The sequence below is a fragment of the Paenibacillus sp. FSL H3-0469 genome (assembly GCF_038051945.1).
Classification (GTDB): Bacteria; Bacillota; Bacilli; order Paenibacillales; family Paenibacillaceae; genus Paenibacillus_AQ.
Map to the genome: position 1 here is coordinate 169,887 of NZ_CP150302.1, position 23,185 is coordinate 193,071.

The window sequence follows — 23,185 nt, forward strand, 5'->3', positions numbered from 1 at the left end:
GAGGCACACGAATGATTGAAATACGCGATTTACATAAGTCCTTCGGGCCGCTGGAGGTGCTAAAAGGTGTGGATCTCACCGTTGAACACGGCCAGGTAATGGTCATTATCGGACCTTCCGGCTCCGGCAAAACCACACTGCTGCGCTGCTTCAACCTGCTGGAGACCCCCGATAAGGGCAGTCTTACGCTGAACACGGTTAAGCTGGATTTCACCCCGGGCGCCAAAATTCCACAGCGTACCGTACTGTCCCTGCGCCAGCAGACAGGAATGGTGTTCCAGTCCTATAATCTGTTCCCGCATATGACGGCACTCGGCAATGTGATGGAGGGACAGGTCACGGTACAAAAGCGTTCCAAGGAAGAAGCGCGCAGCAAAGCGCTGGCCCTGCTGGACAAGGTGGGTCTGGCAGATAAGGCAGACTCGTATCCGCATCAGCTGTCCGGCGGCCAGCAGCAGCGTGTAGCGATAGCACGTGCAATGGCGGTCTCGCCGGAGGTGCTGCTATTCGATGAGCCGACCTCGGCGCTTGATCCTGAGCTGGTCGGCGAGGTGCTGAAGGTCATCAAGCAGCTGGCCCGGGAAGGAATGACGATGGTCATCGTCACCCATGAGATGAAATTCGCGGCCGATGTGGCCGACCGGATCATCCTGATGGATAACGGAGTTATTCTGGAGCAGGGAACCCCCCGGGAAGTATTGGAGCAGACGAAGAACCCGCGCGCCCTGCAATTCCTCAACCGGTTGAGCGGGGAAGCGTGATTGCTTAAAACCAAATAAAATTGGCTGGTACAACGGTACATGAGCTACTGTATGTTAAAAACAGTATACATTGTTCTCGCAAGGAGGCATACGGAGCAATGTATGTGGAAAACAGTATACATTATGCTCGCAAGCAGGCGCACGGTCTAAATGTATGTGGAAAACAGTATACATTGTGCCTGCAAGCTGGTATATGGAGCGAACGTGTGTGAAAAACAGCATACATTGTATTTATGCGAAGGTGAAGTGGGCGGTGAGCGTAAATGAAGAGCAGAAGTGCACTTGAAACTGTGTTTGTAACTCCCCCTGTTAAACAGCGGAGCGGGCGGAATGATTGTGGAGAAGAAGCGGAGCGGTCGCCTTTGTATCCGGATTTTCACCGATTAGGGGAATGAAAAAAATCTGGATGCAAGAGCGATTGGAACAACATTCCGTTTGCGGAGCGTGCTCCTAAGCGTCGCCGTAATTTATACTCCATTTCAAAGCTCCTCATTTTTATAAACTAATTTGCCTGTGTATGTGATGTGATCTTGTGAATGAACCTGGATCGAGCTGCTGCCCAGCTTGGTGTTATCCTTGATGGCTGTAATCTCTAGACTGCTGTCAGAGACAGTGTTTTGAACGGATTTGTCGGTTAAAGGAGGAGACCAGTAGACCGTATCCCCAGGCTTAACAATGGCCTTACTGTTCTGAAGGATCACCTTACCGTCGGCTGGATTCCACAACAGCAATTGTCCCTCAGTGGCCCGTACCTGAATGGTATCTGCACCTTCAGCAGCAAGCTTGATGGGGAAGCCGGGCACACTGCTCATATATAACGAGTACTGGCCAAGCGGAAAATCGACATCGGGTTGAACCGCTACCGTGACGCCGTCTGCCGCATATGCAGTAACAATGAACCCGCTGTACAGGGAAGAAGGGGTAGCTGTTTCGCCGCTGTTCACAAGGAGCGGGCCCCCGATGGCGATTAAGAGGATGATCACACAGGAGAGCACAGTGGTCATAATTTTTCTGCGAAATGTCCAAACTGAGGTCTTATATTTATCCTTCATCCTTCCATTCCTCCATTATCTTAGTCTTCAGCAATGTTTCATTTCACAATAAGCCTACGTATTTCCTGCCAACAAAACAAGGCTGCCCCTAGCCGTAACGGCTTCCGGGACAGCCTTTTATCTATCATACGCGGGGGAACGGTATGAACGAATCCAACTTCCTTTACTTCTGTGTGCCGCCATCGCTAACGGACTTCAAGTAGTCCAGCGTGTTGTACAGCATAACTGCTGCTTCAGCGCGGGTAATCGTGCTCTTCGGATTGAACTTGCCGCTGGCATCGAGAGCAGTGATCTTGTATTTCAGCGCCCGCTGAATGCTGCCCTGGTAGGAAGGGTCCAGCGCGTCTGCATCTGCAAGCGTAGCCGGGACGAGATTGATCATCGGCAGGTTACCGGCCTTCTCCACAGCTTGAACCAGCATACTGGTATACAGCTCTTTAGAAATCGGCTTCGCCGGATCGATATTGGCCGGGATATTCACACCATTATAGTGCGCATTGATGAAGGCTTCCGCGTACCAGGCATTGTCCTTTACTTTGGAGAAAATAGCACTGGCCTGGGGGGCCTTATTGAAATCAATAGCGGCCAGGCTAAGCTGCAGACCACCGGAGATGAACTGAACACCTTGTGCAGTCGATACTATGGCTCCGGGAAGAAACTGTGTGTCTGATATTCCTTTGATCCGTCCTTGTTCCTTTAGTGTATCTATTTTATCTTTGCCGCTTATACTGCCGATATCCTTAAAGCTGCTGCCGGCTGCAAACATCTGCCCGCCGAACGAGAAGGAGAGAAGGGTGGCTGCGGTTATAGCTGCGATAGTGTATTTTTTCAATGTCATTTGAATTCCACCTCTATTATAGGTTGGGCCGCTTGGCCTGTATCAACTCCCTTGACGGTATAAGGTTAGAAAAGGTTGCAGCGCTCTACATCATTTCCTGAAACAGCAGATTGCGGTAGGGGTACCGGCTGAATCGGGTCTTGAACAGCAGCGCTATTCCGCTTTCTTCAATCGTTACGGATTTCAGTGACGTTGTCTTCACATGGCTGCGCACCATCGCCCTTACCGCCCGGTTATCCTTACGCCGGATGGCGGCAGCCATAGCTTCCGCGAAGCTCCGGTTAACCGCAAGCTCGCGGTACAGCGGGATGATGGAACGCGCTATGCAGCGGTGAGCGTCTGTATTGAAGGTGAACTGAACGGTTCCCGGCGGAATCGTCGTTCCATTGGTATAGAAGGCAACCGGCAGCGGAAAAGGAAAAGAGATAAAATATCCGATCCCGTTCGTTCCGTAATTCTCCGCGTCAGCAAGCGCAGGGATACTGTGGAGCAAGCTGCCCATCAGGTCCAGGTCGGCAGTGACAACCGCAGTTGTCCATTGCCTGGCATAACTGCGGTTTCCGGCAATTTTCCGGTAGAACGGCAGCATGGCCGCAGCTACGCTGCGCAGAACACGGGCTGTTACAAGCCGCTGCGTCTGCTTAGGTTGTACTTTCGCCATCTGGATCATCCTCACTTTGTACAGATTCTTTCCAAGTATAAGCACCTACAGGTTACATTTGATCTTGATATAGAGTATGGGGATAGCGCGCACTTCGGAATGGGCGGACCCGGTTTCGGCAGAAATATTATCTGTGTGCGGAGCGGCAGAGGGGGATATTGTGTGCTAGGGATGTTATACTGGTGTCAGGACTTTTCTTTGACGGGCAAGTTTGTTATGCTTATATCGTAACGATTACTAATTATTCTGCGGGAATTGTTCTGCTTCCGGAAAGGTGGGAACCCGGGTGAACCGAGTGGCAAATATCAGCCAGCAGTTTGCGGCTCATAATTATAAGCTTACACCACAGCGTGAGGCGATAGTGAGAGTGCTGCTGGATAATGAGAAGGATCATCTAAGCGTGGAAGAGGTATACATGCTAGTCAAGCGCAGTTACCCGCATTTGGGGCTGGCGACGGTCTACCGTACCTTGGAGCTGCTGTGTGAACTTCATATTGTGCAAAAAATGAATTTCGGCGACGGCGTCGCCCGTTATGATCTGCGCGACGACGACCATATGCATATGCATCATCACCTGATCTGCAATGTATGCGGTAAGCTGGAAGAGATCAAGGATGATTGGCTGGTGGAGCTGGAGGCGCGGGTAGCCCGTGAATATGGCTTCAGTGTGACCGATCACCGTCTCGATTTCAAAGGCACCTATAATAGTTGTCAAAAGAACGGCTGCAAGGGCGACAAGGACTGCCGCGCCGTCTCATAAGCACATCTGTAACGCACAGAAGGCGCAGGGCTGAACTTCAGCCTGCGCCTTCTTGCAATTATAAGAAGTTACGGAATCTGCGAAATGCGGCTGCTAGGAGCGGTTCGGCACGAAGGATTTGATCCAGGTTCCGAAGCTGCCGGGATTGCGGGTCTGAACCAGGATCACCCCTTCGCCGCGGAACCGGCAGACCAGGGCCTCGCCGCTGGTTAAGCTGTTCAGCCAGCCGGAGGCAGCTTTTTCTATCTTGTATTCCATATAGTCGGGCCAAGCTACAAGATGTCCGTTATCGATGATCATCTCTTCGCCCGGTCCGAGGTTAATGGCGTGAATCGCTCCGAAGGAGGAGAGGAAGACGGTGCCCCTGCCGCTGATTTCGAGAATGAAGAAGCCTTCGCCGGAGAACAGGCCGCGGGTCAGATTCTGCATCTTGGTATTGACCTGAATGCCTTGGGTTCCAGCCAGGAAGCCATCCTTCTGAACAATCAGCTTGTACGACCCGTCCAGCTCAATGGCCTGTACATCCCCGATGGCACCGGGTGAGAGCAGCACCTCACTCTGTCCGCGCGTGGCGGTCAGCTCCTGGAAGAAGAATTTCTCCCCGCTCAGCATGCGGCCCAGGCCGCGCATAATTCCGCCGTCCACGGTGCCTCTGAGCTCCACATTCGGTGACATGGCCACCATCGCCCCCATCTCTGCTTTAACGCTTTCGCCCGGTTCCAGCATGACTTTCAGCATGGCGAAGGCGCCGTCATACAGCACATCATATTTCATATAGTACTCCTCCTCATTCTTGCGGTTATTTGTTATGATCACAGGTATGTATCTTGCTCTTCAAGGATACTGTACCAAGCCGTGAGACTGCAAGCCGGACCTAAGGAAGCAAGGGGCTGGTATGCAGTAACAAATGAATATAGTGAACAGTACCGGGCAGCAGTCAGGATATTGTGTTAAAATGAAGCGGACAGTGCAGCCGCATTGAATCTACGAACGATAAGGAGTGTCGCCGCTTATGGCACGGACAAGAACGCAGAAGGCGCTGCTTAAGGCAGAGCGCTCAGGCACATGGTGTGCAGAAAGAAACCGCAGACTCAATCAGGATTACGGGGCCATTTCCCAGCATGTCAGAGTAACCCCCGGCAAACGGGAGCAACTTAATAAGGTCAAACACAAGGAGCGGATCTTCCATGATGGCGCTCCTTTTGCATGCCTTGCGCATAATTCATCATGCTTAAACCTGTGCCCTGCTGTGAATACGGTACTCCTTGGGCGACATGCCGAACCGGCTGCGGAAAATCCGGTGGAAATAGGTATAATTCGCAAATCCGCAGGTTTCGGATACATGCTCCAGCGGCATGGGGCTGAACGTAATCTTTTCCCGGGCCATATCCAGCCGTACATCATTTACATATTTGACAATCGTGGTGCCGAAAGCTTCCTTGAATAGATGAACTGCCCGGGAGACCGAGATATCTACATGTGCAGCCACATCCTCCAGCCGGAAGGCGTAAGAGGCATGCTCTTCAACGTACTGCTTCATCCGGTAAGCCAGATAAGCCTTCGGTGAAATCGCGGGCTGATCAATCATCAGCCGGTCAATCTCCATACATAGAATCTGCAGATAACAAGAAGAAATGTCCGGTGAGGAGTCTGACAAGCGGCGCTGTTCCAGCACAAGCTGGCGGAAGAGGCCGAGAATATGATCGCTCATCGGCAGGCGGAGTACCGCCGGACGCTGCTTGCGTCCCCACCATTCTTCAATCCATGGACCGCTGCAAAAGATATGATAGTCGCCGCTCTCGATTCTCGGCTTGCCAACAGGATAGACTTCCTTGTCGATACTTAAATAGTAGGGATCATTCGGTGCGAACAGCATGAGATCACCGCTCTCAACGGTCGTGATAGCTCCGTTCTCTCTGGTGCGGCTGCGCCCTTCGGTCTGGAGCCGCAGCAGATAATACTGTACGCCCTCGCTGCGTGACATATGAAACGGTTTGCGGTGGAAGGAGAATCCGGCGGATAGAATGTGGCAAGCGGCAGATGTTGTCATGTGTCCCTCCAAGTCTAATAAATGATAAGCAGATTGTTCATGTTTTAATCATATTATTCATTTTATTATATACGCTTTCATATTACCATGTAGCTAAGCAAAAAACATACAAATGATGTGGAGAAGGCCGTATTGCGGCGCTAATCGCTACATTTACAAACTCTGGAAGCAGTGGATGAAACCAAGAGAACACATCGTTCTCCAATGTTTACAGCCCGTTTGTTCAGGTGATGCACTTTCAGGGAAGATAACCTGTAGTGCGGCGGCAGCAAGCACAGGATAACTCCGGATCATATAAGGAGTGGAAATAACAAATGCTTAAGGTTGGACTGCAGCTGTATACGCTGAGAGAAGAACTGGAACAGGATTTCGAAGGGACTATACGTAAGGTAGCCGAGCTGGGCTACAGCGGTGTGGAGTTCTTCCACTATTTCGGCCGTACGGCCGGGCAGGTGAAGGCGCTGCTTGAAGAGACAGGGCTTGTTGCTGTCGGAGCCCACCGCCCGTACGATGCGATGCTGAATGATACGGAGCAGGAGATCGCCTTCAATCTGGAGATCGGCAACCGCAATCTGATTGTGCCTTATCTGACAGAAGAACAACGGAACTGGCCGGAGGTAGCGGCGGGTCTGCGGACCATCGGCGATAAATGCCAGGCTGCCGGTGCTGTTCTGTCTTATCATAATCATGATTTTGAATTCACGGAGAAGGTTGACGGCCAGCCAGCCTTTGATTATCTGTTCGAAACGGTGTCTGCGGAGCAGCTTCAAGTAGAGATGGATACATGCTGGGTGTATTACGGCGGATATGATCCGGCAGAATATATCCGTAAGTACGCAGGACGCCTGCCGATCATCCACCTCAAAGATCTGAAGAAGAAAGAAGACGGCTCACCGGAGACTGTAGTACTCGGCGAGGGTGAAGTGGATTTGGCTGCGATCATTGAAGCAGCAGCTGCGGCTGGTGTGGAATGGGCAGTGGTCGAGCAGGACTTCTGCAGCCGCTCGCCGCTTGGTAGTGTGGCTGACAGCTTGAACTGGATCAAAACATATGAGAATCAAGGAGGAAGTATTCATGTCTAACAAACTCAAAATTGCTATTATCGGTTGCGGTGGTATCGCAAACGGCAAACATATGCCAAGCCTTGCCCGTCAGGAGGATGCCGAAATGGTGGCATTCTGTGATATTGTGGAAGAACGTGCCCAGGAGGCTGCGAAGACTTACGGTTCAGAGGGAGCTGCCGTATTTACCGATTTCCGTGAGCTGCTGGCAACGGGCGGCTTCGATATCGTGCATGTCTGCACGCCGAATGACAGCCACTCCGAGATTACGGTTGCTGCACTGGAAGCCGGCAATCATGTGCTATGTGAGAAGCCAATGGCCAAGACCACTGCACAGGCCAAGGAAATGCTGGATGCCGCTAAGCGTACCGGCAAGAAATTGTCCATCGCCTATCAGAACCGATTCCGCGCAGACAGTGAATATCTGAAGGGGCTGTGTGAAGAAGGAGAGCTTGGCGATATCTATTACGGTAAGGCTATTGCGCTCCGCCGCCGCGCCGTACCAACCTGGGGCGTGTTCCTGGATGAAGAGAAGCAGGGCGGAGGACCGCTGATCGATATCGGTACCCATGCACTGGACCTGACACTCTGGCTGATGAATAACTACAAGCCGCGTATGGTTGTAGGCTCTACCTTCCATAAGCTGGGCCAGAAGAAAAATGCTGCGAATGCCTTCGGTCCATGGGACCCTGAACAATTCAAGGTAGAAGATTCCGCCTTCGGCTTCATTACAATGGAGAACGGTGCTACAATTGTACTTGAATCCAGCTGGGCGCTGAACGTATCTGAATTCGGTGAAGCGAAGACGATGCTTGCCGGAACGGAAGGCGGAGCGGATATGAAGGACGGGCTGCGTCTGAACGGCGAACGTGCCGGCCGCCTGTATGAGACCAAGGTGGACCTGTCCTCCGGCGGTGTCGCCTTCTACAGCGGAGCTGCGGAGAATGAAGCAGACCGTGAAGCCCGTCTGTGGCTGGAAGCCGTAAGAGAAGACAAAGACCCGGTGGTTCTGCCGGAGCAGGCCTTCGTAGTTACCCAGATTCTTGAAGCAGTGTATGAATCAGCACGTACCGGACGCGCCGTATATTTCGACGGAAGTTCTGACAACTAAGAGCATCTCCGGGTCACGCGACTATTTAGAGAAACAGGAGTGGAATCCATGAGTTCAATCAAACATACTGTAGCCATCATTGGTTACGGCGGAATGGGAAGCTACCATACCCAATTAATCAAGGAGAGTGACCGGGTGGTAGTGACCGGTGCCTTCGATCTGCTGGAGAACCGGCGCGCCTTGGCTGAGGAAGCAGGCTACACAGCGTATTCCAGCTATGAAGAAGTGCTGGCAGATCCGGCTGTGGACATCGTTCTGATCGCTACACCGAATGATGTCCACAAGGACATCGCCCTTCAGGCTTTTCAGGCAGGCAAGCATGTAGTCTGTGAGAAGCCGGTGGCCATGTCCTCGGCTGAATTCATCGAGATGCAGGCTGCTGCGGAGGCGGCCGGACGGGTGCTGATGGTGCACCAGAACAGACGCTGGGATGAGGACTTCCGCGTAATCAGAGAGATGTATGAGCAGGGAACGATTGGATCACTCTTTCAGATTGAATCCCGGGTGCACGGCGCCAACGGAATTCCCGGCGACTGGCGTCATGTGAAGGAGCAAGGCGGCGGGATGCTGCTGGACTGGGGCGTGCATCTGCTGGATCAGCTGTTGTTCATGATTGACAGCAAGGTGAGCAGTGTCAGCAGCAGTCTGAGCTTTATCCTCGGCAATAACGTGGATGACGGCTTCGATGCCGTGCTGCAGTTCGAGAATGGCATCAGAGCCATCGTGGAGGTAGGGACAACCAACTTCATCACGATGCCAAGATGGTATGTGAAGGGCACCGGGGGAACCGCTATTATTGAAGACTGGTCACTGAGAGGCAGAATTGTAGCCCCCAACCACGAGTCGGAAAAGATTGAACCGACACCGATCCGCGCAGGTGTAGGCTTGACCAAGACAATGGCCCCTCCTTCAGAAGGTTCAACGGTCCTTGAAGATCTGCCTGCGGCATTAGAGATGCCCTCCAGCTTCTATGATAATCTGGCCGCTGTCATCGAAGGCACGGCGGAGCCGATTGTCAAGAATGCCGAGGTGCTTCGAGTGCTGAAGCTTATTGAGGCAATCTTTGAAGCGGCAGAGCGTAATGAGACGATTAAGAATTTCGATAACTACGGAGCTTAAGCAGGCTACAATACGACCCCTAGGAAAGGTGGAATCTGCAAATGAAACTTGGAGTATTTATGGTGTTGTTCGGCGGCCGCAAGCTGGAGGATGCACTGGATTATGTGGTCTCCAAAGGACTGAAGGCTGTTGAGATCGGTACCGGAGGGTATCCCGGGAACAGCCATTGCAATCCCAAGGAGCTGCTGGAGAATGAAGCGGCCCTGCAGGAATTCAAGCAGCAAATAGAATCCCGCGGCTTGATCATCAGCGCACTAAGCTGCCACGGCAACCCGCTGCACCCGCAGAAGGAGCTGGCAGACAAGGATCATGAGGTGTTCGTAGACACCGTGAAGCTTGCACAGAAGCTGGGCGTCAAGGTTGTGAATACCTTCTCCGGCTGTCCGGGCGATCATGAAGGTGCTAAATATCCGAACTGGCCGGTTGCCCCATGGCCGAATGATTACCAGGAGATTCTGGCCTGGCAGTGGGAGAACAAGGTCATTCCTTATTGGACAGAGCAGGCGGCCTTCGCTACTGCACATGATGTGAAGATTGGTCTTGAGCTGCACGGTGGCTTCTCAGTACACACTCCGGCTACCCTGCTGAGATTAAGAGAAGCTGCCGGGGATGCCATCGGGGCCAACCTTGACCCTAGCCATATGTGGTGGCAGGGAATTGATCCGGTACAGGCCATTCATATTCTCGGCCGTGAAGGCGCGATCCATCACTTCCATGCGAAGGATACCGTTATTGATCCGGTGAACGTCAACAAGTATGGCCTGACGGACATGCAGTCTTATGCGAACATGCTGGACCGCGCCTGGCAGTTCCGTTCCGTAGGCTACGGACACGATGTCAAGGTCTGGGCAGATATGATGAGCGCACTGCGTCTGGTAGGCTACGACTTTGTAGTCAGCATCGAGCATGAAGACGGCCTGATGTCCATTGAAGAGGGCTTCTCCAAAGCGGTAGACAATCTCAAGCAGGTGCTGATCGAAGAGCCGCTGTCTGAGATGTGGTGGGTCTAACCGGTGGAGAGCTTCACTAAAGTCCAATTGAACGACTGGCAGCTTAGTCTCTTGACTGCCGCAGCCTTTGGTACGGATGTGCAGATCGCCAGCAGCAGGGAGCTGACCGCAGGATTCTTTAATACGGCCTATGATTTAGAATTAAGCGATGGCCGGTCGGTCATTCTTAAGGTGGCTCCGGACCCGGAGACAGAGACTCTAAGCTACGAGAAGGATATCATGCGTGCTGAGGTGGAGGCTCTACGGCTGGTACGTGCTGCTGGCGGTGTGCCTGTGCCGGAAGTGTACAGCTATGACGATAGCCTGCAGTTGATCTCCTGTCCGTATTTCTTCATGGAGAAGATTGAAGGACAACCGTATAACGAGGTGAAGGAGAGTCTTACCGAGGAACAACGGTATTCCATTGAATTCGAGCTGGGCCAGTACCAGCGGAGAATCAATGCAATTGAGGGATCAGCCTTCGGGCTGTTCGGCAAAGAGCCTGGCGGAATCGGACTCACCTGGAGGGAGACCTTCAAGTCGATGCTGCTGAATGTGCTTCAGGATGCGGTCAGGCTGGAGGCACGGCTACCGGCCAATCAGCAGGAAATAGAGCAGGTGGTGGAGCTGTATCTGCCGGCCCTGGATGAAGTAACCCAGCCGCGCTTGGTGCACTGGGATCTGTGGGGCGGCAATCTTTTTGTACAGAATGGAGTAATCGTATCGATTATTGACTGGGAGCGGGCGATGTGGGGCGATGTGCTGCTTGAGTATTATTTCCGGCATTTCGAGAGCTCGGCAGCATTCTATGAAGGATATGGGTCGGCTTTTGCCAGCCGGAATGAACTTCTGCGCAAGCAGCTATATGACCTGTATCTGGATTTGATCCTAGTCATTGAATGTTACTCACGCCAGTATAAGGATGAGAATCATATTAACTGGGTGCACGATAATCTTGCGGAATCCTGGACACGATTCACAGCTTTGGTACTATAGCATACCTATAAGGCCGGGTCTCTTATTGAGATCCGGCCTTATAGCCTGTTGATCCTCAGTAACTGTTGCGGATGGCAACAACCGGATCGGTATCAGCCTCATAGTCAACGCCGCCGGATTCGAAGCCGAACAACTGGAAGAACTCGCGCCGATAACCGGCCAGATCGGAATACTCGTAGACATTCTCCGTGCGTAGCAAGGGCCAGATGCGGTTCACTTCTGTCTGCACGGCATGGCTCATCTCATGGTCATCTATCCGGATGCGCCCTTGTGCATCTAACGGAGTCCCTTCCGGATTGTACAGGAAACCGTTATACAACCGGTAGGCTTGCTCAATGCAGCCTTCGTGTACTCCCTGTTCTTTCATGACCTTGTAGAGGACTGCCATGTATAGCGGAACTACAGGAATCGCCGAGCTGGACTGGGTCACCAGACCCTTGCTTACTACTACATAAGCGCGGCCGCCCGTTCGTGATAATTGTGCATTCAGCTGTAAGGCTGTAGCTTCCAGATGGTCTTTTGCCCGGCCGATGGTGCCGTCTCGGTAGATAGCCTGTGTTAACTCTGGACCTACATAGGAGAAGGCGAGGGTAACCGCATCAGCTGCCAGAACGCCGGAATCCCGGAGCGCTTCAATCCATAGCTGCCAGTCCTCTCCGCCCATCACATGAACCGTATCATCGATTTCAGGTTCGGTGGCCGGTTCAATCTGTACGGTGCTTAGTTCTCCCGTATGGAAATTGACGGTTGTATTGGTATAAGTACTGCCGATGGGCTTCAACACAGAGCGATGAACGTCTCCGGTCTGCGGGTCTGTTCTGCGCGCCGAGGCTACACTGTAAATGACCAGATCAACCTGTCCAAGCTCGCGGCGGATCAACTCGATGGTCCGTTCCTTTGTCTCAGCGGTAAAAGCGTCCCCGCATACGCTATAGGAGCACAGTCCCGCCGTGTGGGCCATCTCCTCAAACGCTGCGGAATTATACCAGCCTGCGGAAGCGGTCCGGGTCTCGCTGGCTGTACTCGGCCTATAGACACCTATAGTGGCTGCTCCAGCACCGAAGGCTGCTGCAATTCGGGCGGCAAGCCCGTAACCGGTTGAAGCGCCGATAACGAGCACGTTGCGGGGACCGGTGAATCTTCCTTGGGCCTGTACATAATTTACTTGTTCTTGTACCTGTTGTGCGCAGCCTACCGGGTGGGCAGTCGTGCAGATGAACCCGCGGGTTCTCGGTTTTATGATCATTAGAATAGCTACCTCGCTTTCATCGGTGGTTGCAGGGACTGCTGAAATAAACATACCAGATGACGACTTTCTTTGGCAAAGGGAGAGAAGTGAGGATGATGAACTTTCTTCAATTACATATTGACCTAACAAGCCTGCTGTGGCTATTGCCTGTCTGCTTTATGTTTCATGATTTTGAAGAGATTCTAACAGTCGAGGCTTGGGGAAAGAAGCGCGGACAGGCTGTTACCGCATCGGTTTCCCACGCTTTGCGGAAGCGTATTGCGCCAATGATGAGTGTAACCACCAGGAATTTTGCTATGGATGTGCTCTTCGTGTATATTCTCATAGTAGGGGTAACCTTCCTTGCGGTCTTTTTAGAGTTCTACTGGCCCTACTTAGCTGTCGTCGCTGTATTTCTGCTGCATGTCTTCACACATTTGGCACAAACTATTGTTCTAAAGCTGTATACCCCGGGTGTAGTGACAGCGGTGCTTGTAGCATTTCCGTATTCTTTGTATGCTTTTTACCGCTTGCTGCATGATGGCGTTGTTAGTGAAGCTGACATAGGATGGTCGCTGCTGCTCATGTTGATGCTAACACCGCCGCTTGTATGGGGGTTGATGAAGAAGAGGACAAGACATAAGCACAGCCATGAATAATGATTATTGACGGTGGCGTTTTCAGAAAAATCTTGACGTAAGCCCCCTAAGATAGATAAAATAATAGTATTGCGTGTTTTTCCGATATTAAGAATGAAGATCATACTTGAAAAGAAACAGAGAGGGTGACAGGATGGAGCGCCTTTTAGAGGTAAAAGACCTGGCTATATCATTCAGAACACGCGGAGGAGAAGTGCAAGCAATCCGTGGTGTCAGCTTTCATGTAAATAAAGGGGAGACACTGGCGATTGTTGGCGAATCCGGTTCCGGTAAGAGCGTAACCTCGCAAGCCGTCATGAAGCTGGTTCCTCAGCCTGCGGGCGAATATAAGCGTGGACAGATTCTGTTCGATGGACAAGATCTGATCGGCAAGAATGAGAAGCAGATGCAAAAAATCCGCGGCAAAGAAATCGGAATGATTTTCCAGGACCCGATGACTTCACTCAATCCGATGATGAAGGTTGGCCGGCAGATTACGGAAGTGCTGTTCAAGCATGAGAATATCACGAAGGAAGCTGCTTACAAGCGTGGTGTTGAATTGCTTAATCTGGTAGGGATTCCGTCACCAGAACGCCGTTTCCAGCAGTATCCGCATGAATTCAGCGGCGGGATGCGCCAGCGTGTCGTAATCGCTATGGCACTGGCGGCTAACCCTAAGCTCCTGATTGCCGATGAGCCGACAACCGCGCTTGACGTAACTATTCAGGCACAGATCCTTGATCTGATGAAGGACCTGCAGAAGAAGATTGATACAGCGATCATTTTCATCACCCATGACCTTGGGGTTGTGGCGAGAATGGCTGACCGTGTTGCTGTAATGTATGCCGGACAGATCGTTGAAATGGGTACCGCAGAAGAGATCTTCTACGATCCAAGACATCCGTACACTTGGGGCTTGCTGGCTTCCATGCCAAGTCTGGAGAGCAAGGGCTCGATGCTTACAGCGATCCCGGGTACACCTCCCGACTTGATTAAGCCGCCTAAGGGAGATGCCTTTGCTCTGCGCAGCACGTATGCAATGGCGATTGACATGGAGAAGGAACCGCCAATGTACAAGGTATCGGATTCTCATCTTGTGAAGTCCTGGCTGATGCACCCGATGGCACCTGCGGTAGAGCCGCCGGATGTTGTGAAGAAGCAGCGCCGCGTGTTGAGCAATGCTTATCCAGAGCCAGTACTTGTTGGCAATAGCAGCGATTACTAAGTTTAATTAGATTAGCGTCAGGCCTTCATGGGCCTGGCGTTTTTTTTGTTTTTTAGGAAATTTGTCCGAATACAATCGGTGCTCCTGCATTGAGGAAGGGCCCCTTGCTCCGCAGTCCGTAACATTGTAGAGATAATCCTGCAAGAAGTGCAACAATACTGCCCTATAGAACCCAATGATGCTGAAATCCTGCATAAAATACAACAAAGCCAGCACTTACTTGCTTAAAACACCGGAATTCTTGCAAATGATACAACAATACACCCTAGAATGTAACATTTTTAGAAGAATCCTGCAAAATGTGCAACAATGCAATCCATGCAAACGGCCCGTGAGAGGAAATGCTCAGAATGGGCGAGAGATAGGCGGAGAACCATCATGAAAAGAAGAAGTACTTCAGAACTTCTGCAAAGACCGGCTACAAAGTATGGCCAAAATGGTATACGGGCTGGATATATGTCACAAAAAGCGATGAGAGACGAGCATCCTTCACCCATGGGATGATTTTGTTCTATCTTTATTTTATAGAGGATATATTTCATATAAATATGAAACAAAACTAACTAATATAAATAAAAGTATTGACTAAATCTTATTTGCGCAGCAAAATGTAAGGGTATACATAGGGAGGTTATGATGAGATGAGAAAAAGATCCTTAACGGCATTGATATCCTTATCTCTGCTGTCGGCATGCGGTGGAGGGAATCCGGAAGGGCCGCCGGAGTTCGGGAATGTATCTGTACACGATCCCTCTGTGATTAAGGTGGAGGATACGTATTACGTGTTCGGTTCGCATCTGGCCTCGGCCAAATCCAAGGACCTGATGTCGTGGACGCAGATTTCTTCCGGCGTGACGGACGATAATGTGCTGATACCGAATGTAACGGAGGAGCTTAGCGAGACGCTTAGCTGGGCCCAGTCGGATACGCTGTGGGCACCGGATGTCATTCAATTGGCCGACGGTAAGTTCTACATGTATTACGATGCCTGTAAAGGCGATTCTCCGCTGTCAGCGCTAGGTATTGCCGTGGCCGATAAGATTGAAGGTCCATACAAGAATAAAGGCATTATTCTGAAGTCGGGAATGTCCGGCATCGGGGATGATGGAGAGGTCTACGATTCCACGGAGAAGCCGAATGTGGTGGACCCTGATGTGTTTTGGGATAAGGACGGCAAGCTGTGGATGGTCTACGGCTCCTACTCCGGCGGCATCTTCATCCTGGAGCTTGACCCGGCTACGGGCTTCCCGCTGGAGGGCCAGGGCTACGGCAAGAAGCTGCTCGGAGGGAATCATGCGCGGATTGAAGGGCCGTATATGCTATATAGCCCGGAGACCGACTATTACTACCTGTTCCTCTCCTACGGCGGGCTTGATGCGAATGGCGGTTATAATATCCGTGTCGCCCGCTCCAAGCATCCGGCTGGCCCGTTCGAGGACTCGGAAGGTAAGGCTATGCTGGACGCCCAGGGGACGCCTGGGGTATTGTTCGATGATCCGGCCTACGCACCTTACGGCGTGAAGCTGATGGGGAATCATGAATTTGTGAATACAGATGAAGAAGCCGCCGCCGGATCAGGTACAGGCTATGTCTCCCCGGGACATAATTCGGCGTACTATGATGAGAAGAGCGGGCAATATTATCTGATCTTCCACACCAGGTTCCCGGGTCTCGGAGAGCAGCATGAGGTTCGGGTTCACCAGATGTTCATGAATGAAGCGGGCTGGCCAGTTGTCGCACCCCACCGTTACGGCGGCGAGAGGATCGGCAAGTACACAGTCAAGGATGTGGCGGGTGCTTACAAGCTGGTGAACCACGGCAAGAAGATTACGGCTGAGCTTGCAGAGTCGCAGGTGGTAGAGCTGAACGCAGACGGTACGATTAGCGGGGCCGTAACAGGTACATGGGCCTTGAGCAATGATCATATGGCGAAGCTGACACTAGAAGGTGCGGAGTACAGCGGGGTATTCCTGCGGGAATGGAATGAAGCGACCTCAAGCGAGGTAATGACCTTCACGGCACTTTCAGCGGAAGGCGTTGCAGTCTGGGGAAGCCATGTATCACCGGAGGCCAAGTAAACTAATCCTGCGAGCATTCAAGTCACAACCGGCTTCATACCCTTAACCATTACAAACAGCGGGTCTCCCTTAGAATGGGTGGTCCGCTGTTTGCTGTATATAGGAATTAGCTGCGATTACGATTCATACTTGCGCAGAACGATTACAGCGTTATGGCCGCCGAAGCCAAAGGAATTGGAGATCCCGATCTTCAGGTCTGCTTGGCGGGCTACGTTAGGGACATAATCCAGGTCGCAGGATTCGCCCTGCTGCTCCAGATTAATCGTGGGCGGGATTAGTCCTTCTTGCAGGCTTTTGAGCAGAGCAATCGCTTCCAGACCGCCGGCTGCGCCAAGGGCATGTCCGGTCATCGATTTGTTAGCCGTGACCGGAATCTGGTAGGCCTGCTCTCCGAATAGCTTCTTAATCGCCAGGGTCTCCGAAAGGTCTCCGACCACCGTGCTGGTTGCGTGTGCGCTAATGACATCTACCTCCCCGGGACTGATGCCAGCCTCGCTAAGTGCCAGCTTCATTGCCTGGTAGGCTCCTATCCCCTCAGGATGAGTAGCCACCATATGATAAGCGTCGGAGCTTGCGCCATATCCGGTGACCTCGCCATAGATAACGGCATCTCTGCGCAGGGCATGGGAGAGGGACTCCAGGATCACAATAGCTCCGCCCTCCGCGATGACAAACCCGTCCCTGTTCCGGTCAAAAGGCCGGCTGGCCCCCTGCGGGTCTCCGTTCCGGGTAGACAAGGCGGTCGCATTGCCGAAGCTGGCCAGGGCAATCTCGGTCACCGCCGCTTCCGCACCTCCGGCGATGATCACATCGGCCCCGCCGTAACGGATCAGGCGGAAGGCTTCGCCAATGGCCGTGTTCCCGATGGAACAGGCGGTCACCGGCGATAGTGTAGGCCCTTGTGCCCCGAGCCTGATGCTGATCATCGCTGCCGCCATATTGGAGATCAGCATCGGGATCAGGGTAGGACTTACCCGCTCCGGTCCCCTGGACCGCAGCAGCTCGCCCTGGTCCATTAACGTCTGGATACCGCCTACGCCGGAGCCCACATAGACGCCCAGCCGTTCCCGGTCCAGCTCCTCCAGCCGGAGACCGGAGTGCGTCCAGGCCTCCTCTGCGGCGGCAAGCGCGAACTGGCTGAACCGGTCCATCCGCCGGGCCTCCTTGCGGCCGAATCTGGCATCCGGGTCGAAGGCCTGCACCGAGCCGGCAATCTTGGTTTTGAAATGGGTGGTATCAAAAGAATCAATCGGCGTAATCCCCGATTCTCCTGCCGCCAAACGGCTCCAAAACTGCTCCACAGTATTGCCAAGCGGGGAGATGACACCCATTCCTGTAATTACGACACGTTCCATCTGCTATTCCTCCTGTTATTCTGATTAAGCTTATTTTTTCATGTTGCTTATCCTATTACAAGTTGTAGTTTATACTAGTATAATTACTACTACACTAACAGGCAGACGAACTGTATGACAGGAGGAAGCATGATGTCCAATCAGAACAGGCTTCAAGCATTATCGGAATTCCTGAAAGCAAGACGCGCGGCCATTACCCCGGCATCAGCGGGGCTCCCGGAGGGCACCCGCAGGCGGACGCCCGGGCTCCGGCGCGAGGAAGTGGCGCAGCTCGCCGGAGTGAGCAATACCTGGTATACCTGGCTGGAGCAGGGGAGGGACATTAAAGTGTCCCCATCCGTTCTGGATTGTATTGCCGCAGCATTGCGGCTGACGAAGGATGAGCGGAGTTACTTGTTCGCTCTGGCGCTGGAGAACGGACCGGGAGTCGCAGACTATACCCAGGAGGAGCCTTCGGTGATTCATCCGTCCCTGCAGAAGATTTTGCAGGAGCTGAAGACCTGTCCGACCATCATCTCGGACCGGCACTGCGGCATTGTCGGCTGGAATGAGGCGGCGGCGCATGTGTTTCTTGATTTCGCCAAGCTGGCTCCACAGCAGCGCAATATGATCTCACTGCTGTTCGAACGCAAGGAGTTCAGGCGGCTGGCGGTGAATTGGGAGCAGTTCGTCCGGGGATACTTATCGATCTTCCGCGCCTATTACGGGCAATATCTGGAGGACCGCTGGTACGATGAATTCATCGCGGAGATGAAGGAGCGGCATCCGGAATTCAATCATTTATGGGAAGAGAGCCGGGTCAGCTCCGCGCCGGATGTTGTACTGGAATTCCGGCATGCCAAAGCCGGCAAAATGCTGTTCCATCTCACCTCCCTCCAGGTGCAAGGTACAGCGGATCTGCGGTGCAGCATCTACACGCCAGCGGGTGAATCGGGTACAGAAGCCAAGCTGAAGCAGCTTATGGAGCTTAAGTGAGGTAGGTGATAGATTTTCCTTATGGTTTCATAAAAAACTATAAATATGCAATATAGATTTTGCAGTTTATACTCCTAATATGATGAATTTCTTCCTGCGGGAGGGACCGGAAAAGGGGTAAAGATATAATGGCTAAAGTTACGGGATTAGAAGGCATAGTTGCCGGAGAGACAGCAATTGGATTAGTAGATGGAGAGAAAGGGTATCTGGTATACCGCGGATATTGGGCCAAAGAGCTTGCGGTGAGCAAGAGCTATGAGGAAGCCGCTTATTTGCTCTGGAACGGACACCTGCCTGATGCAGAGGAGCTGACGCAGCTCAAGGCGCAGATGGCAGCGGAGAGAATAATTCCGGAATATCTCTGCAAGATGCTTGATCTGTATCCGGCTTCTGTACCGCTGATGCTGGTATTACAAAGTGCAGTGGCTGCACTTGGGGATGAGGAGAACGCTACCTGGCCGCCCACACTGAAGCAGGCTGTGCGGCTGACGGCTATGCTTCCGGCGATCATTGCTTACAGGTACCGCAGCCTTCAGGGCTTGCCGCCTCTGAAATCGCTTCCTGAGCTTGGCCATGCCGCGAATTATCTGTATCTGCTCACAGGCAAGCTGCCTGAAGAGGCTCATGTGAAGGCGCTCAGCGCCTATATGATTCTCTGTATGGAGCATGGCATGAATGCCTCGACCTTCGCCGGGCGGGTGGTGCTGTCCACGGAATCGGATCTATGTGCGGCCGTAGCCGGATCGATCGGAGCGATGAAGGGTCCGCTGCACGGCGGCGCGCCGTATGAAGTGATATCGATGCTGGAGGAGATCGGGACGAAGGAACGCGCGGAGCCATGGCTGAGAGGGAAGCTTGAGGCCGGAGAGAAGCTGATGGGCTTCGGGCACCGGATCTACAAGACCAAGGACCCGCGGGCGGAAGCCTTGCAGATTGCGACACTTAAGATGATCGGCAAGGACGATTACTTTGATCTTGCGCTTCATGTGGAGGCTACAGCGGTTGCGCTGCTGGAGGAATACAAGCCGGGCCGCCGCCTGTTCACCAATGTTGAGTTCTATGCTGCGGCTATACTGAAGGCGCTGAAGCTGGCGCCGGAGATCTTCACGCCTACATTCACAGCGGGAAGAATTGTCGGCTGGACGGCCCATCTGCTGGAGCAGTCAGCCCATAACCGGATTTTCCGGCCACAATCTACTTATATCGGACCTATGCCTGAATCAGAGACGCTCTGATAGCAGCTGCTTCTCTATTGACGTGCAAAAGCACCCCCGGCCGTCTACCAGCCGGAGATGCTTAACAAGGGAATGTTAATGAGAGAGTATGAGGGGATACTCTTACATTAGATTAGAAATCAGAGGTTGCCACTTCGATTGTGCCGAAGACTGCACCGGCAGCTGTGCTCAGAAGTCCTGCGACCAGCAGGGCATGAACGGATAAAGTGAGACTGTTAAATGCAGGGATCAAATAAGTGACCACTGGAGCGTTGACGCGGTAAATAACGAGATCCACAGGAAACCCGGAATTGTTGTTTACCGTCACAGCCGCGTTGATGCCACCTGCCAGATTTTCATAGTAAGATTTACCTACAGAAGCGGGCAGATTGAAGAATTGTTGCGGTAATAAGATAGCCATTGTAATGTCCTCCTTTTCCTTGTGATAGGATAGTATATTCGGCAAAACTATGATTGCTGTAACGTATGCCATGGGAGATTCACACATTTCAATAGGATACCTTCAGGTTCATAGAGACCCCGAATCTATGGTACACTGGATGTAATCTAGTGACTGGTAAGGGGAAATGACAACGATGAAGCTGGTGTCCTGGAATGTGAACGGTCTGAGAGCTTGTGTGAATAAAGGGTTTAACGAGTATTTCCGGGAGGTTGACGCAGATATCTTCTGTGTGCAGGAGACGAAGCTCCAGGAGGGGCAGATTGTTCTTGACCATGGGGAGGAATATGCTCAGTACTGGAACTATGCACTCAAAAAAGGATATTCGGGTACGGCTGTATTTACCAGAATCAAGCCGCTATCCGTACGATATGGACTGGAGCAGGAGACGGAGGATGAGGGGCGGATCATCACCCTGGAATTCCCGGACTTTTATCTGGTGAATGTGTACACGCCGAATGCCAAGCGCGATCTGTCGAGGCTGGACTACCGGATGGAGTGGGAGGACCGGTTCCGTGCCTATTTGCTGAAGCTGGATGAGCATAAACCGGTTGTCGTGTGCGGGGATCTGAATGTGGCGCATCAGGAGATTGACCTGAAGAATGCGAGATCGAACCGGGGAAATTCAGGCTTCACCGACGAAGAACGCGGCAAAATGACCACGCTGCTCGCAGCCGGCTTCGTGGATACCTTCAGATGGTTCTATCCTGAGCTGGAGGGTGCCTACAGCTGGTGGTCCTACATGCCTAAGGTCAGAGAGAAGAATGTGGGCTGGCGGATCGATTATTTTCTCGCTTCAGAGCGCTTAACCCCGCGTCTGCTGGACGCCGGAATTGAATGTAATGTTCTTGGCAGCGATCATTGCCCGGTAGTTCTCCATCTGGCGGATGCGGCGGAAGCATAGACAGAGTGTATATCTGTGATACAAGTGGAAACGGCTTTGCCGTCCTTTTTAAAGTACGGTATCGTTTCAGCGAGAAATATAAGGATAAGTTATTGCGTGAAACATATAAATTCTTATATTTTAAAAAGAGGCTGTATCCCGGAGTTCGGGATACGGCCTCTTTCAGTTGTAACGCCGGTTGAGGGCCGGCTTGCCCGGTTATTCTGACGGGCTGCCTGGCTCCAGCACCGGCGGCCGCCGGTGCTTCGTGGCCTGTTCGTAACTATAAGAAATCCCTAGCAGCATAGCTTCACTATGCGCTGAGGCACAGAAGGTGATACCTTGCGGCCCCTTGGTAAGATAGCCGCCTGGTGCAACAATACCCGAGCAGGTGTAGCCGACAGGAACTGTAATCAGCGGATAACCCGCTCTCGCCGCTACTTCACGTCCGTGATCTCCAGGGAAGAGGAGCGCATCCAGACCGTAATGCTCCAGGGCATAATCGATTCCCTGGCTACCGGGCAGCGAACGGGAAGAATGCAGCTGCTCCAGATATTCCTGCTCTGTAATATCATCCCCAGAGGTGTTCAGCCATTCCAGTGTTCCCTGGCCGTATTTCAGTGCCTGTTCGCTATGCTGCTGATTGAAATCTATCAGTTCCTGCAGGGAATGCACAGGAGCGGATTCCGGCAGGCCTCCCAGATAGCGGTTCAATCCAGGCTTGAATTCATATTGCAGAATCGTAGCGTTCCATTCCGCATCCTGACAGGGGAGCTCTACAGGGTCAATGATTTCTGCCCCCAGCTCTCTTAGAGCCGCTATGGCAGATTCCATCATCTTAAGAGCTTCACTATCCAGATCTTTATAATAGAATCGCGGAATTCCGATTCTAGTGTTTCTTACCGCATCCGGCTCCAGACCTGCCGAATAATCCGGTACAACAGAGGAAGCAGAGTCAGCGCTCCCGGCCAATACATTAAGCAGGAGTGCAGCGTCCTTGACCGTTCTGGTCATCGGACCGGCGCTGTCCTGGCTGCCGATTCCCGGTATTATGCCCTTGTTGCTGACCAGCCCCCAGGTAGGCTTCAGACCTACAAGGGAGTTATGGGCCGCCGGGCTGATGATGGAGCCGGAGGTCTCCGTGCCTATGGCGACGGTGACAAGGTTAGCGGCAACCGCCGCCGCACTTCCTGAGCTGGAGCCGCCAATGAACAGCTCCCCCGGGCCGTAGGGGTTCAGTACAAGCCCGCCGCGTGAGCTGTATCCGGCCCACATCGAGGGCGACATGAAGTTGGCCCACTCGGTCATATTGGCTTTGCCCAGAATCACTGCCCCGGCTGTTCTTAGCCGAGTGATAAGCTCAGCATCTTCTGCTGCTATGCACTCTGCAAGCGCCAAAGCTCCTGCACTGGTGTGCAGCTTATCAGCTGTGCCGATGTTATCTTTGACCAGGACTGGTATACCATGCAGCGGTCCCCGGCTACCCTGATCTCTTCGTTCCTGATCGAGCTTCGCAGCAATCGCAAGCGCCTCTGGATTCACCTCCAATACGGAACGGAGGAGACCATCCAACCGGTTGATCCTTTCCAAGTACCAGCCCACCAGCACTTCGGAGGTTAAGCACCCTTGTGCCATTTGCTCCTGAATGCTAGTGATGTCTGCTTCTATTAACCAATCTTGCTCATCTGGAGCAAAGGAGATACGGATGGAATCGTTATTATTCATAAGAGT

The 23,185-nt window shown here is 52.5% G+C and carries 22 protein-coding genes; 13 read left to right on the top strand and 9 right to left on the bottom strand.

What is annotated here, in order from left to right:
- Positions 1–11: 11 nt before the first annotated feature.
- Positions 12–761 carry an amino acid ABC transporter ATP-binding protein gene (locus tag NSS83_RS00795; protein WP_341186203.1) on the top strand — a complete coding sequence of 250 codons (750 nt, stop codon included), beginning with the start codon at positions 12–14 and terminating at the stop codon, positions 759–761.
- A gap of 479 nt (positions 762–1,240) precedes the next feature.
- Here the strand turns inward: NSS83_RS00795 and NSS83_RS00800 are convergent, their stop codons facing one another.
- The 3 genes from NSS83_RS00800 to NSS83_RS00810 all read right to left on the bottom strand — a co-directional run bounded on the left by NSS83_RS00800 (position 1,241) and on the right by NSS83_RS00810 (position 3,312).
- Positions 1,241–1,813, bottom strand: a complete 573-nt coding sequence (locus tag NSS83_RS00800; protein WP_341186202.1) for a hypothetical protein — start codon at positions 1,811–1,813, stop codon at positions 1,241–1,243.
- Between the two features lie 163 nt (positions 1,814–1,976).
- The gene (locus tag NSS83_RS00805) at positions 1,977–2,651 is read right to left on the bottom strand and encodes an S-layer homology domain-containing protein (protein WP_341186201.1); all 675 of its coding nucleotides are present in this window, start codon (positions 2,649–2,651) and stop codon (positions 1,977–1,979) included.
- Positions 2,652–2,736: 85 nt separating this feature from the next.
- Entirely contained in the window at positions 2,737–3,312 is a 576-nt protein-coding gene (locus tag NSS83_RS00810; RefSeq protein WP_341347493.1) for a hypothetical protein, read from the bottom strand.
- A 286-nt stretch (positions 3,313–3,598) separates the two neighbouring features.
- On the opposite strand from NSS83_RS00810, the gene NSS83_RS00815 reads away from it, so the two are divergent.
- A complete protein-coding gene (locus NSS83_RS00815) occupies positions 3,599–4,072 on the top strand; it encodes a transcriptional repressor (protein ID WP_036694380.1) in 474 nt (157 codons plus the stop codon).
- Between the two features lie 93 nt (positions 4,073–4,165).
- On the opposite strand, the gene NSS83_RS00820 is transcribed toward NSS83_RS00815, so the two are convergent.
- Positions 4,166–4,846, bottom strand: coding sequence for a TIGR00266 family protein (locus NSS83_RS00820; RefSeq protein ID WP_341186199.1), 681 nt, complete (start codon positions 4,844–4,846; stop codon positions 4,166–4,168).
- Between the two features lie 457 nt (positions 4,847–5,303).
- Complete coding sequence (locus NSS83_RS00825; RefSeq protein ID WP_341186198.1) at positions 5,304–6,122, bottom strand: helix-turn-helix domain-containing protein; 819 nt, start codon at positions 6,120–6,122, stop codon at positions 5,304–5,306.
- Between the two features lie 314 nt (positions 6,123–6,436).
- On the opposite strand from NSS83_RS00825, the gene NSS83_RS00830 reads away from it, so the two are divergent.
- The 5 genes from NSS83_RS00830 to NSS83_RS00850 are packed head-to-tail and all read left to right on the top strand — an operon-like array spanning position 6,437 to position 11,398.
- A complete protein-coding gene (locus NSS83_RS00830; protein WP_341186197.1) occupies positions 6,437–7,204 on the top strand; it encodes a sugar phosphate isomerase/epimerase in 768 nt (255 codons plus the stop codon).
- Complete coding sequence (locus tag NSS83_RS00835; protein WP_036729132.1) at positions 7,197–8,294, top strand: Gfo/Idh/MocA family oxidoreductase; 1,098 nt, start codon at positions 7,197–7,199, stop codon at positions 8,292–8,294. The genes NSS83_RS00830 and NSS83_RS00835 overlap by 8 nt, the downstream gene beginning before the upstream one ends.
- Positions 8,295–8,342: 48 nt before the next feature.
- On the top strand, positions 8,343–9,413 hold the full coding sequence (locus tag NSS83_RS00840; protein WP_341347494.1) for a Gfo/Idh/MocA family oxidoreductase: 1,071 nt from the start codon (positions 8,343–8,345) through the stop codon (positions 9,411–9,413).
- A 41-nt stretch (positions 9,414–9,454) separates the two neighbouring features.
- Positions 9,455–10,423 (top strand): sugar phosphate isomerase/epimerase, encoded by a 969-nt coding sequence (locus tag NSS83_RS00845; RefSeq protein WP_209985768.1) that lies wholly within the window; start codon positions 9,455–9,457, stop codon positions 10,421–10,423.
- Positions 10,424–10,426: 3 nt separating this feature from the next.
- Positions 10,427–11,398: an aminoglycoside phosphotransferase family protein gene (locus NSS83_RS00850; RefSeq protein WP_341186195.1), complete on the top strand. Its 972-nt coding sequence runs from the start codon at positions 10,427–10,429 to the stop codon at positions 11,396–11,398.
- A gap of 55 nt (positions 11,399–11,453) precedes the next feature.
- Here NSS83_RS00850 and fabV read toward each other — a convergent pair whose 3' ends face one another.
- Positions 11,454–12,644 carry an enoyl-ACP reductase FabV gene (gene fabV / locus NSS83_RS00855; RefSeq protein WP_341186194.1) on the bottom strand — a complete coding sequence of 397 codons (1,191 nt, stop codon included), beginning with the start codon at positions 12,642–12,644 and terminating at the stop codon, positions 11,454–11,456.
- A gap of 95 nt (positions 12,645–12,739) precedes the next feature.
- On the opposite strand from fabV, the gene NSS83_RS00860 reads away from it, so the two are divergent.
- The 3 genes from NSS83_RS00860 to NSS83_RS00870 all read left to right on the top strand — a co-directional run bounded on the left by NSS83_RS00860 (position 12,740) and on the right by NSS83_RS00870 (position 16,567).
- The gene (locus NSS83_RS00860) at positions 12,740–13,285 is read left to right on the top strand and encodes an HXXEE domain-containing protein (RefSeq protein ID WP_341186193.1); all 546 of its coding nucleotides are present in this window, start codon (positions 12,740–12,742) and stop codon (positions 13,283–13,285) included.
- Between the two features lie 133 nt (positions 13,286–13,418).
- Positions 13,419–14,489 carry an ABC transporter ATP-binding protein gene (locus NSS83_RS00865; RefSeq protein ID WP_341186192.1) on the top strand — a complete coding sequence of 357 codons (1,071 nt, stop codon included), beginning with the start codon at positions 13,419–13,421 and terminating at the stop codon, positions 14,487–14,489.
- Positions 14,490–15,130: 641 nt separating this feature from the next.
- The gene (locus tag NSS83_RS00870; RefSeq protein WP_341186191.1) at positions 15,131–16,567 is read left to right on the top strand and encodes a glycoside hydrolase family 43 protein; all 1,437 of its coding nucleotides are present in this window, start codon (positions 15,131–15,133) and stop codon (positions 16,565–16,567) included.
- Between the two features lie 116 nt (positions 16,568–16,683).
- On the opposite strand, the gene fabF is transcribed toward NSS83_RS00870, so the two are convergent.
- Complete coding sequence (gene fabF / locus NSS83_RS00875) at positions 16,684–17,922, bottom strand: beta-ketoacyl-ACP synthase II (protein ID WP_341186190.1); 1,239 nt, start codon at positions 17,920–17,922, stop codon at positions 16,684–16,686.
- A 132-nt stretch (positions 17,923–18,054) separates the two neighbouring features.
- On the opposite strand from fabF, the gene NSS83_RS00880 reads away from it, so the two are divergent.
- Both NSS83_RS00880 and NSS83_RS00885 read left to right on the top strand, forming a co-directional pair.
- Positions 18,055–18,897 carry a helix-turn-helix transcriptional regulator gene (locus NSS83_RS00880; RefSeq protein WP_341186189.1) on the top strand — a complete coding sequence of 281 codons (843 nt, stop codon included), beginning with the start codon at positions 18,055–18,057 and terminating at the stop codon, positions 18,895–18,897.
- A gap of 128 nt (positions 18,898–19,025) precedes the next feature.
- A complete protein-coding gene (locus NSS83_RS00885; RefSeq protein ID WP_341186188.1) occupies positions 19,026–20,132 on the top strand; it encodes a citrate synthase/methylcitrate synthase in 1,107 nt (368 codons plus the stop codon).
- A 112-nt stretch (positions 20,133–20,244) separates the two neighbouring features.
- Here the strand turns inward: NSS83_RS00885 and NSS83_RS00890 are convergent, their stop codons facing one another.
- Positions 20,245–20,532 carry a hypothetical protein gene (locus NSS83_RS00890; RefSeq protein WP_036694360.1) on the bottom strand — a complete coding sequence of 96 codons (288 nt, stop codon included), beginning with the start codon at positions 20,530–20,532 and terminating at the stop codon, positions 20,245–20,247.
- A 175-nt stretch (positions 20,533–20,707) separates the two neighbouring features.
- On the opposite strand from NSS83_RS00890, the gene NSS83_RS00895 reads away from it, so the two are divergent.
- A complete protein-coding gene (locus tag NSS83_RS00895; protein ID WP_341186187.1) occupies positions 20,708–21,475 on the top strand; it encodes an exodeoxyribonuclease III in 768 nt (255 codons plus the stop codon).
- Between the two features lie 198 nt (positions 21,476–21,673).
- Here the strand turns inward: NSS83_RS00895 and NSS83_RS00900 are convergent, their stop codons facing one another.
- The gene (locus NSS83_RS00900) at positions 21,674–23,179 is read right to left on the bottom strand and encodes an amidase family protein (RefSeq protein WP_341347495.1); all 1,506 of its coding nucleotides are present in this window, start codon (positions 23,177–23,179) and stop codon (positions 21,674–21,676) included.
- Positions 23,180–23,185: the final 6 nt, after the last annotated feature.

What these genes read in the sequence shown, in the direction of transcription:
- NSS83_RS00800 (WP_341186202.1), bottom strand. Translation starts at nt 1,813, where the DNA reads ATGAAGGATAAATATAAGACCTCAGTTTGGACATTTCGCAGAAAAATT.
- NSS83_RS00835 (WP_036729132.1), top strand. Translation starts at nt 7,197, where the DNA reads ATGTCTAACAAACTCAAAATTGCTATTATCGGTTGCGGTGGTATCGCA.
- NSS83_RS00845 (WP_209985768.1), top strand. Translation starts at nt 9,455, where the DNA reads ATGAAACTTGGAGTATTTATGGTGTTGTTCGGCGGCCGCAAGCTGGAG.
- NSS83_RS00900 (WP_341347495.1), bottom strand. Translation starts at nt 23,179, where the DNA reads ATGAATAATAACGATTCCATCCGTATCTCCTTTGCTCCAGATGAGCAA.
- fabF (WP_341186190.1), bottom strand. Translation starts at nt 17,922, where the DNA reads ATGGAACGTGTCGTAATTACAGGAATGGGTGTCATCTCCCCGCTTGGC.
- NSS83_RS00880 (WP_341186189.1), top strand. Translation starts at nt 18,055, where the DNA reads ATGTCCAATCAGAACAGGCTTCAAGCATTATCGGAATTCCTGAAAGCA.
- NSS83_RS00820 (WP_341186199.1), bottom strand. Translation starts at nt 4,846, where the DNA reads ATGAAATATGATGTGCTGTATGACGGCGCCTTCGCCATGCTGAAAGTC.
- NSS83_RS00860 (WP_341186193.1), top strand. Translation starts at nt 12,740, where the DNA reads ATGATGAACTTTCTTCAATTACATATTGACCTAACAAGCCTGCTGTGG.
- NSS83_RS00870 (WP_341186191.1), top strand. Translation starts at nt 15,131, where the DNA reads ATGAGAAAAAGATCCTTAACGGCATTGATATCCTTATCTCTGCTGTCG.
- NSS83_RS00840 (WP_341347494.1), top strand. Translation starts at nt 8,343, where the DNA reads ATGAGTTCAATCAAACATACTGTAGCCATCATTGGTTACGGCGGAATG.
- NSS83_RS00865 (WP_341186192.1), top strand. Translation starts at nt 13,419, where the DNA reads ATGGAGCGCCTTTTAGAGGTAAAAGACCTGGCTATATCATTCAGAACA.
- NSS83_RS00890 (WP_036694360.1), bottom strand. Translation starts at nt 20,532, where the DNA reads ATGGCTATCTTATTACCGCAACAATTCTTCAATCTGCCCGCTTCTGTA.
- NSS83_RS00825 (WP_341186198.1), bottom strand. Translation starts at nt 6,122, where the DNA reads ATGACAACATCTGCCGCTTGCCACATTCTATCCGCCGGATTCTCCTTC.
- NSS83_RS00795 (WP_341186203.1), top strand. Translation starts at nt 12, where the DNA reads ATGATTGAAATACGCGATTTACATAAGTCCTTCGGGCCGCTGGAGGTG.
- NSS83_RS00805 (WP_341186201.1), bottom strand. Translation starts at nt 2,651, where the DNA reads ATGACATTGAAAAAATACACTATCGCAGCTATAACCGCAGCCACCCTT.
- NSS83_RS00810 (WP_341347493.1), bottom strand. Translation starts at nt 3,312, where the DNA reads ATGGCGAAAGTACAACCTAAGCAGACGCAGCGGCTTGTAACAGCCCGT.
- NSS83_RS00830 (WP_341186197.1), top strand. Translation starts at nt 6,437, where the DNA reads ATGCTTAAGGTTGGACTGCAGCTGTATACGCTGAGAGAAGAACTGGAA.
- fabV (WP_341186194.1), bottom strand. Translation starts at nt 12,644, where the DNA reads ATGATCATAAAACCGAGAACCCGCGGGTTCATCTGCACGACTGCCCAC.
- NSS83_RS00895 (WP_341186187.1), top strand. Translation starts at nt 20,708, where the DNA reads ATGAAGCTGGTGTCCTGGAATGTGAACGGTCTGAGAGCTTGTGTGAAT.
- NSS83_RS00885 (WP_341186188.1), top strand. Translation starts at nt 19,026, where the DNA reads ATGGCTAAAGTTACGGGATTAGAAGGCATAGTTGCCGGAGAGACAGCA.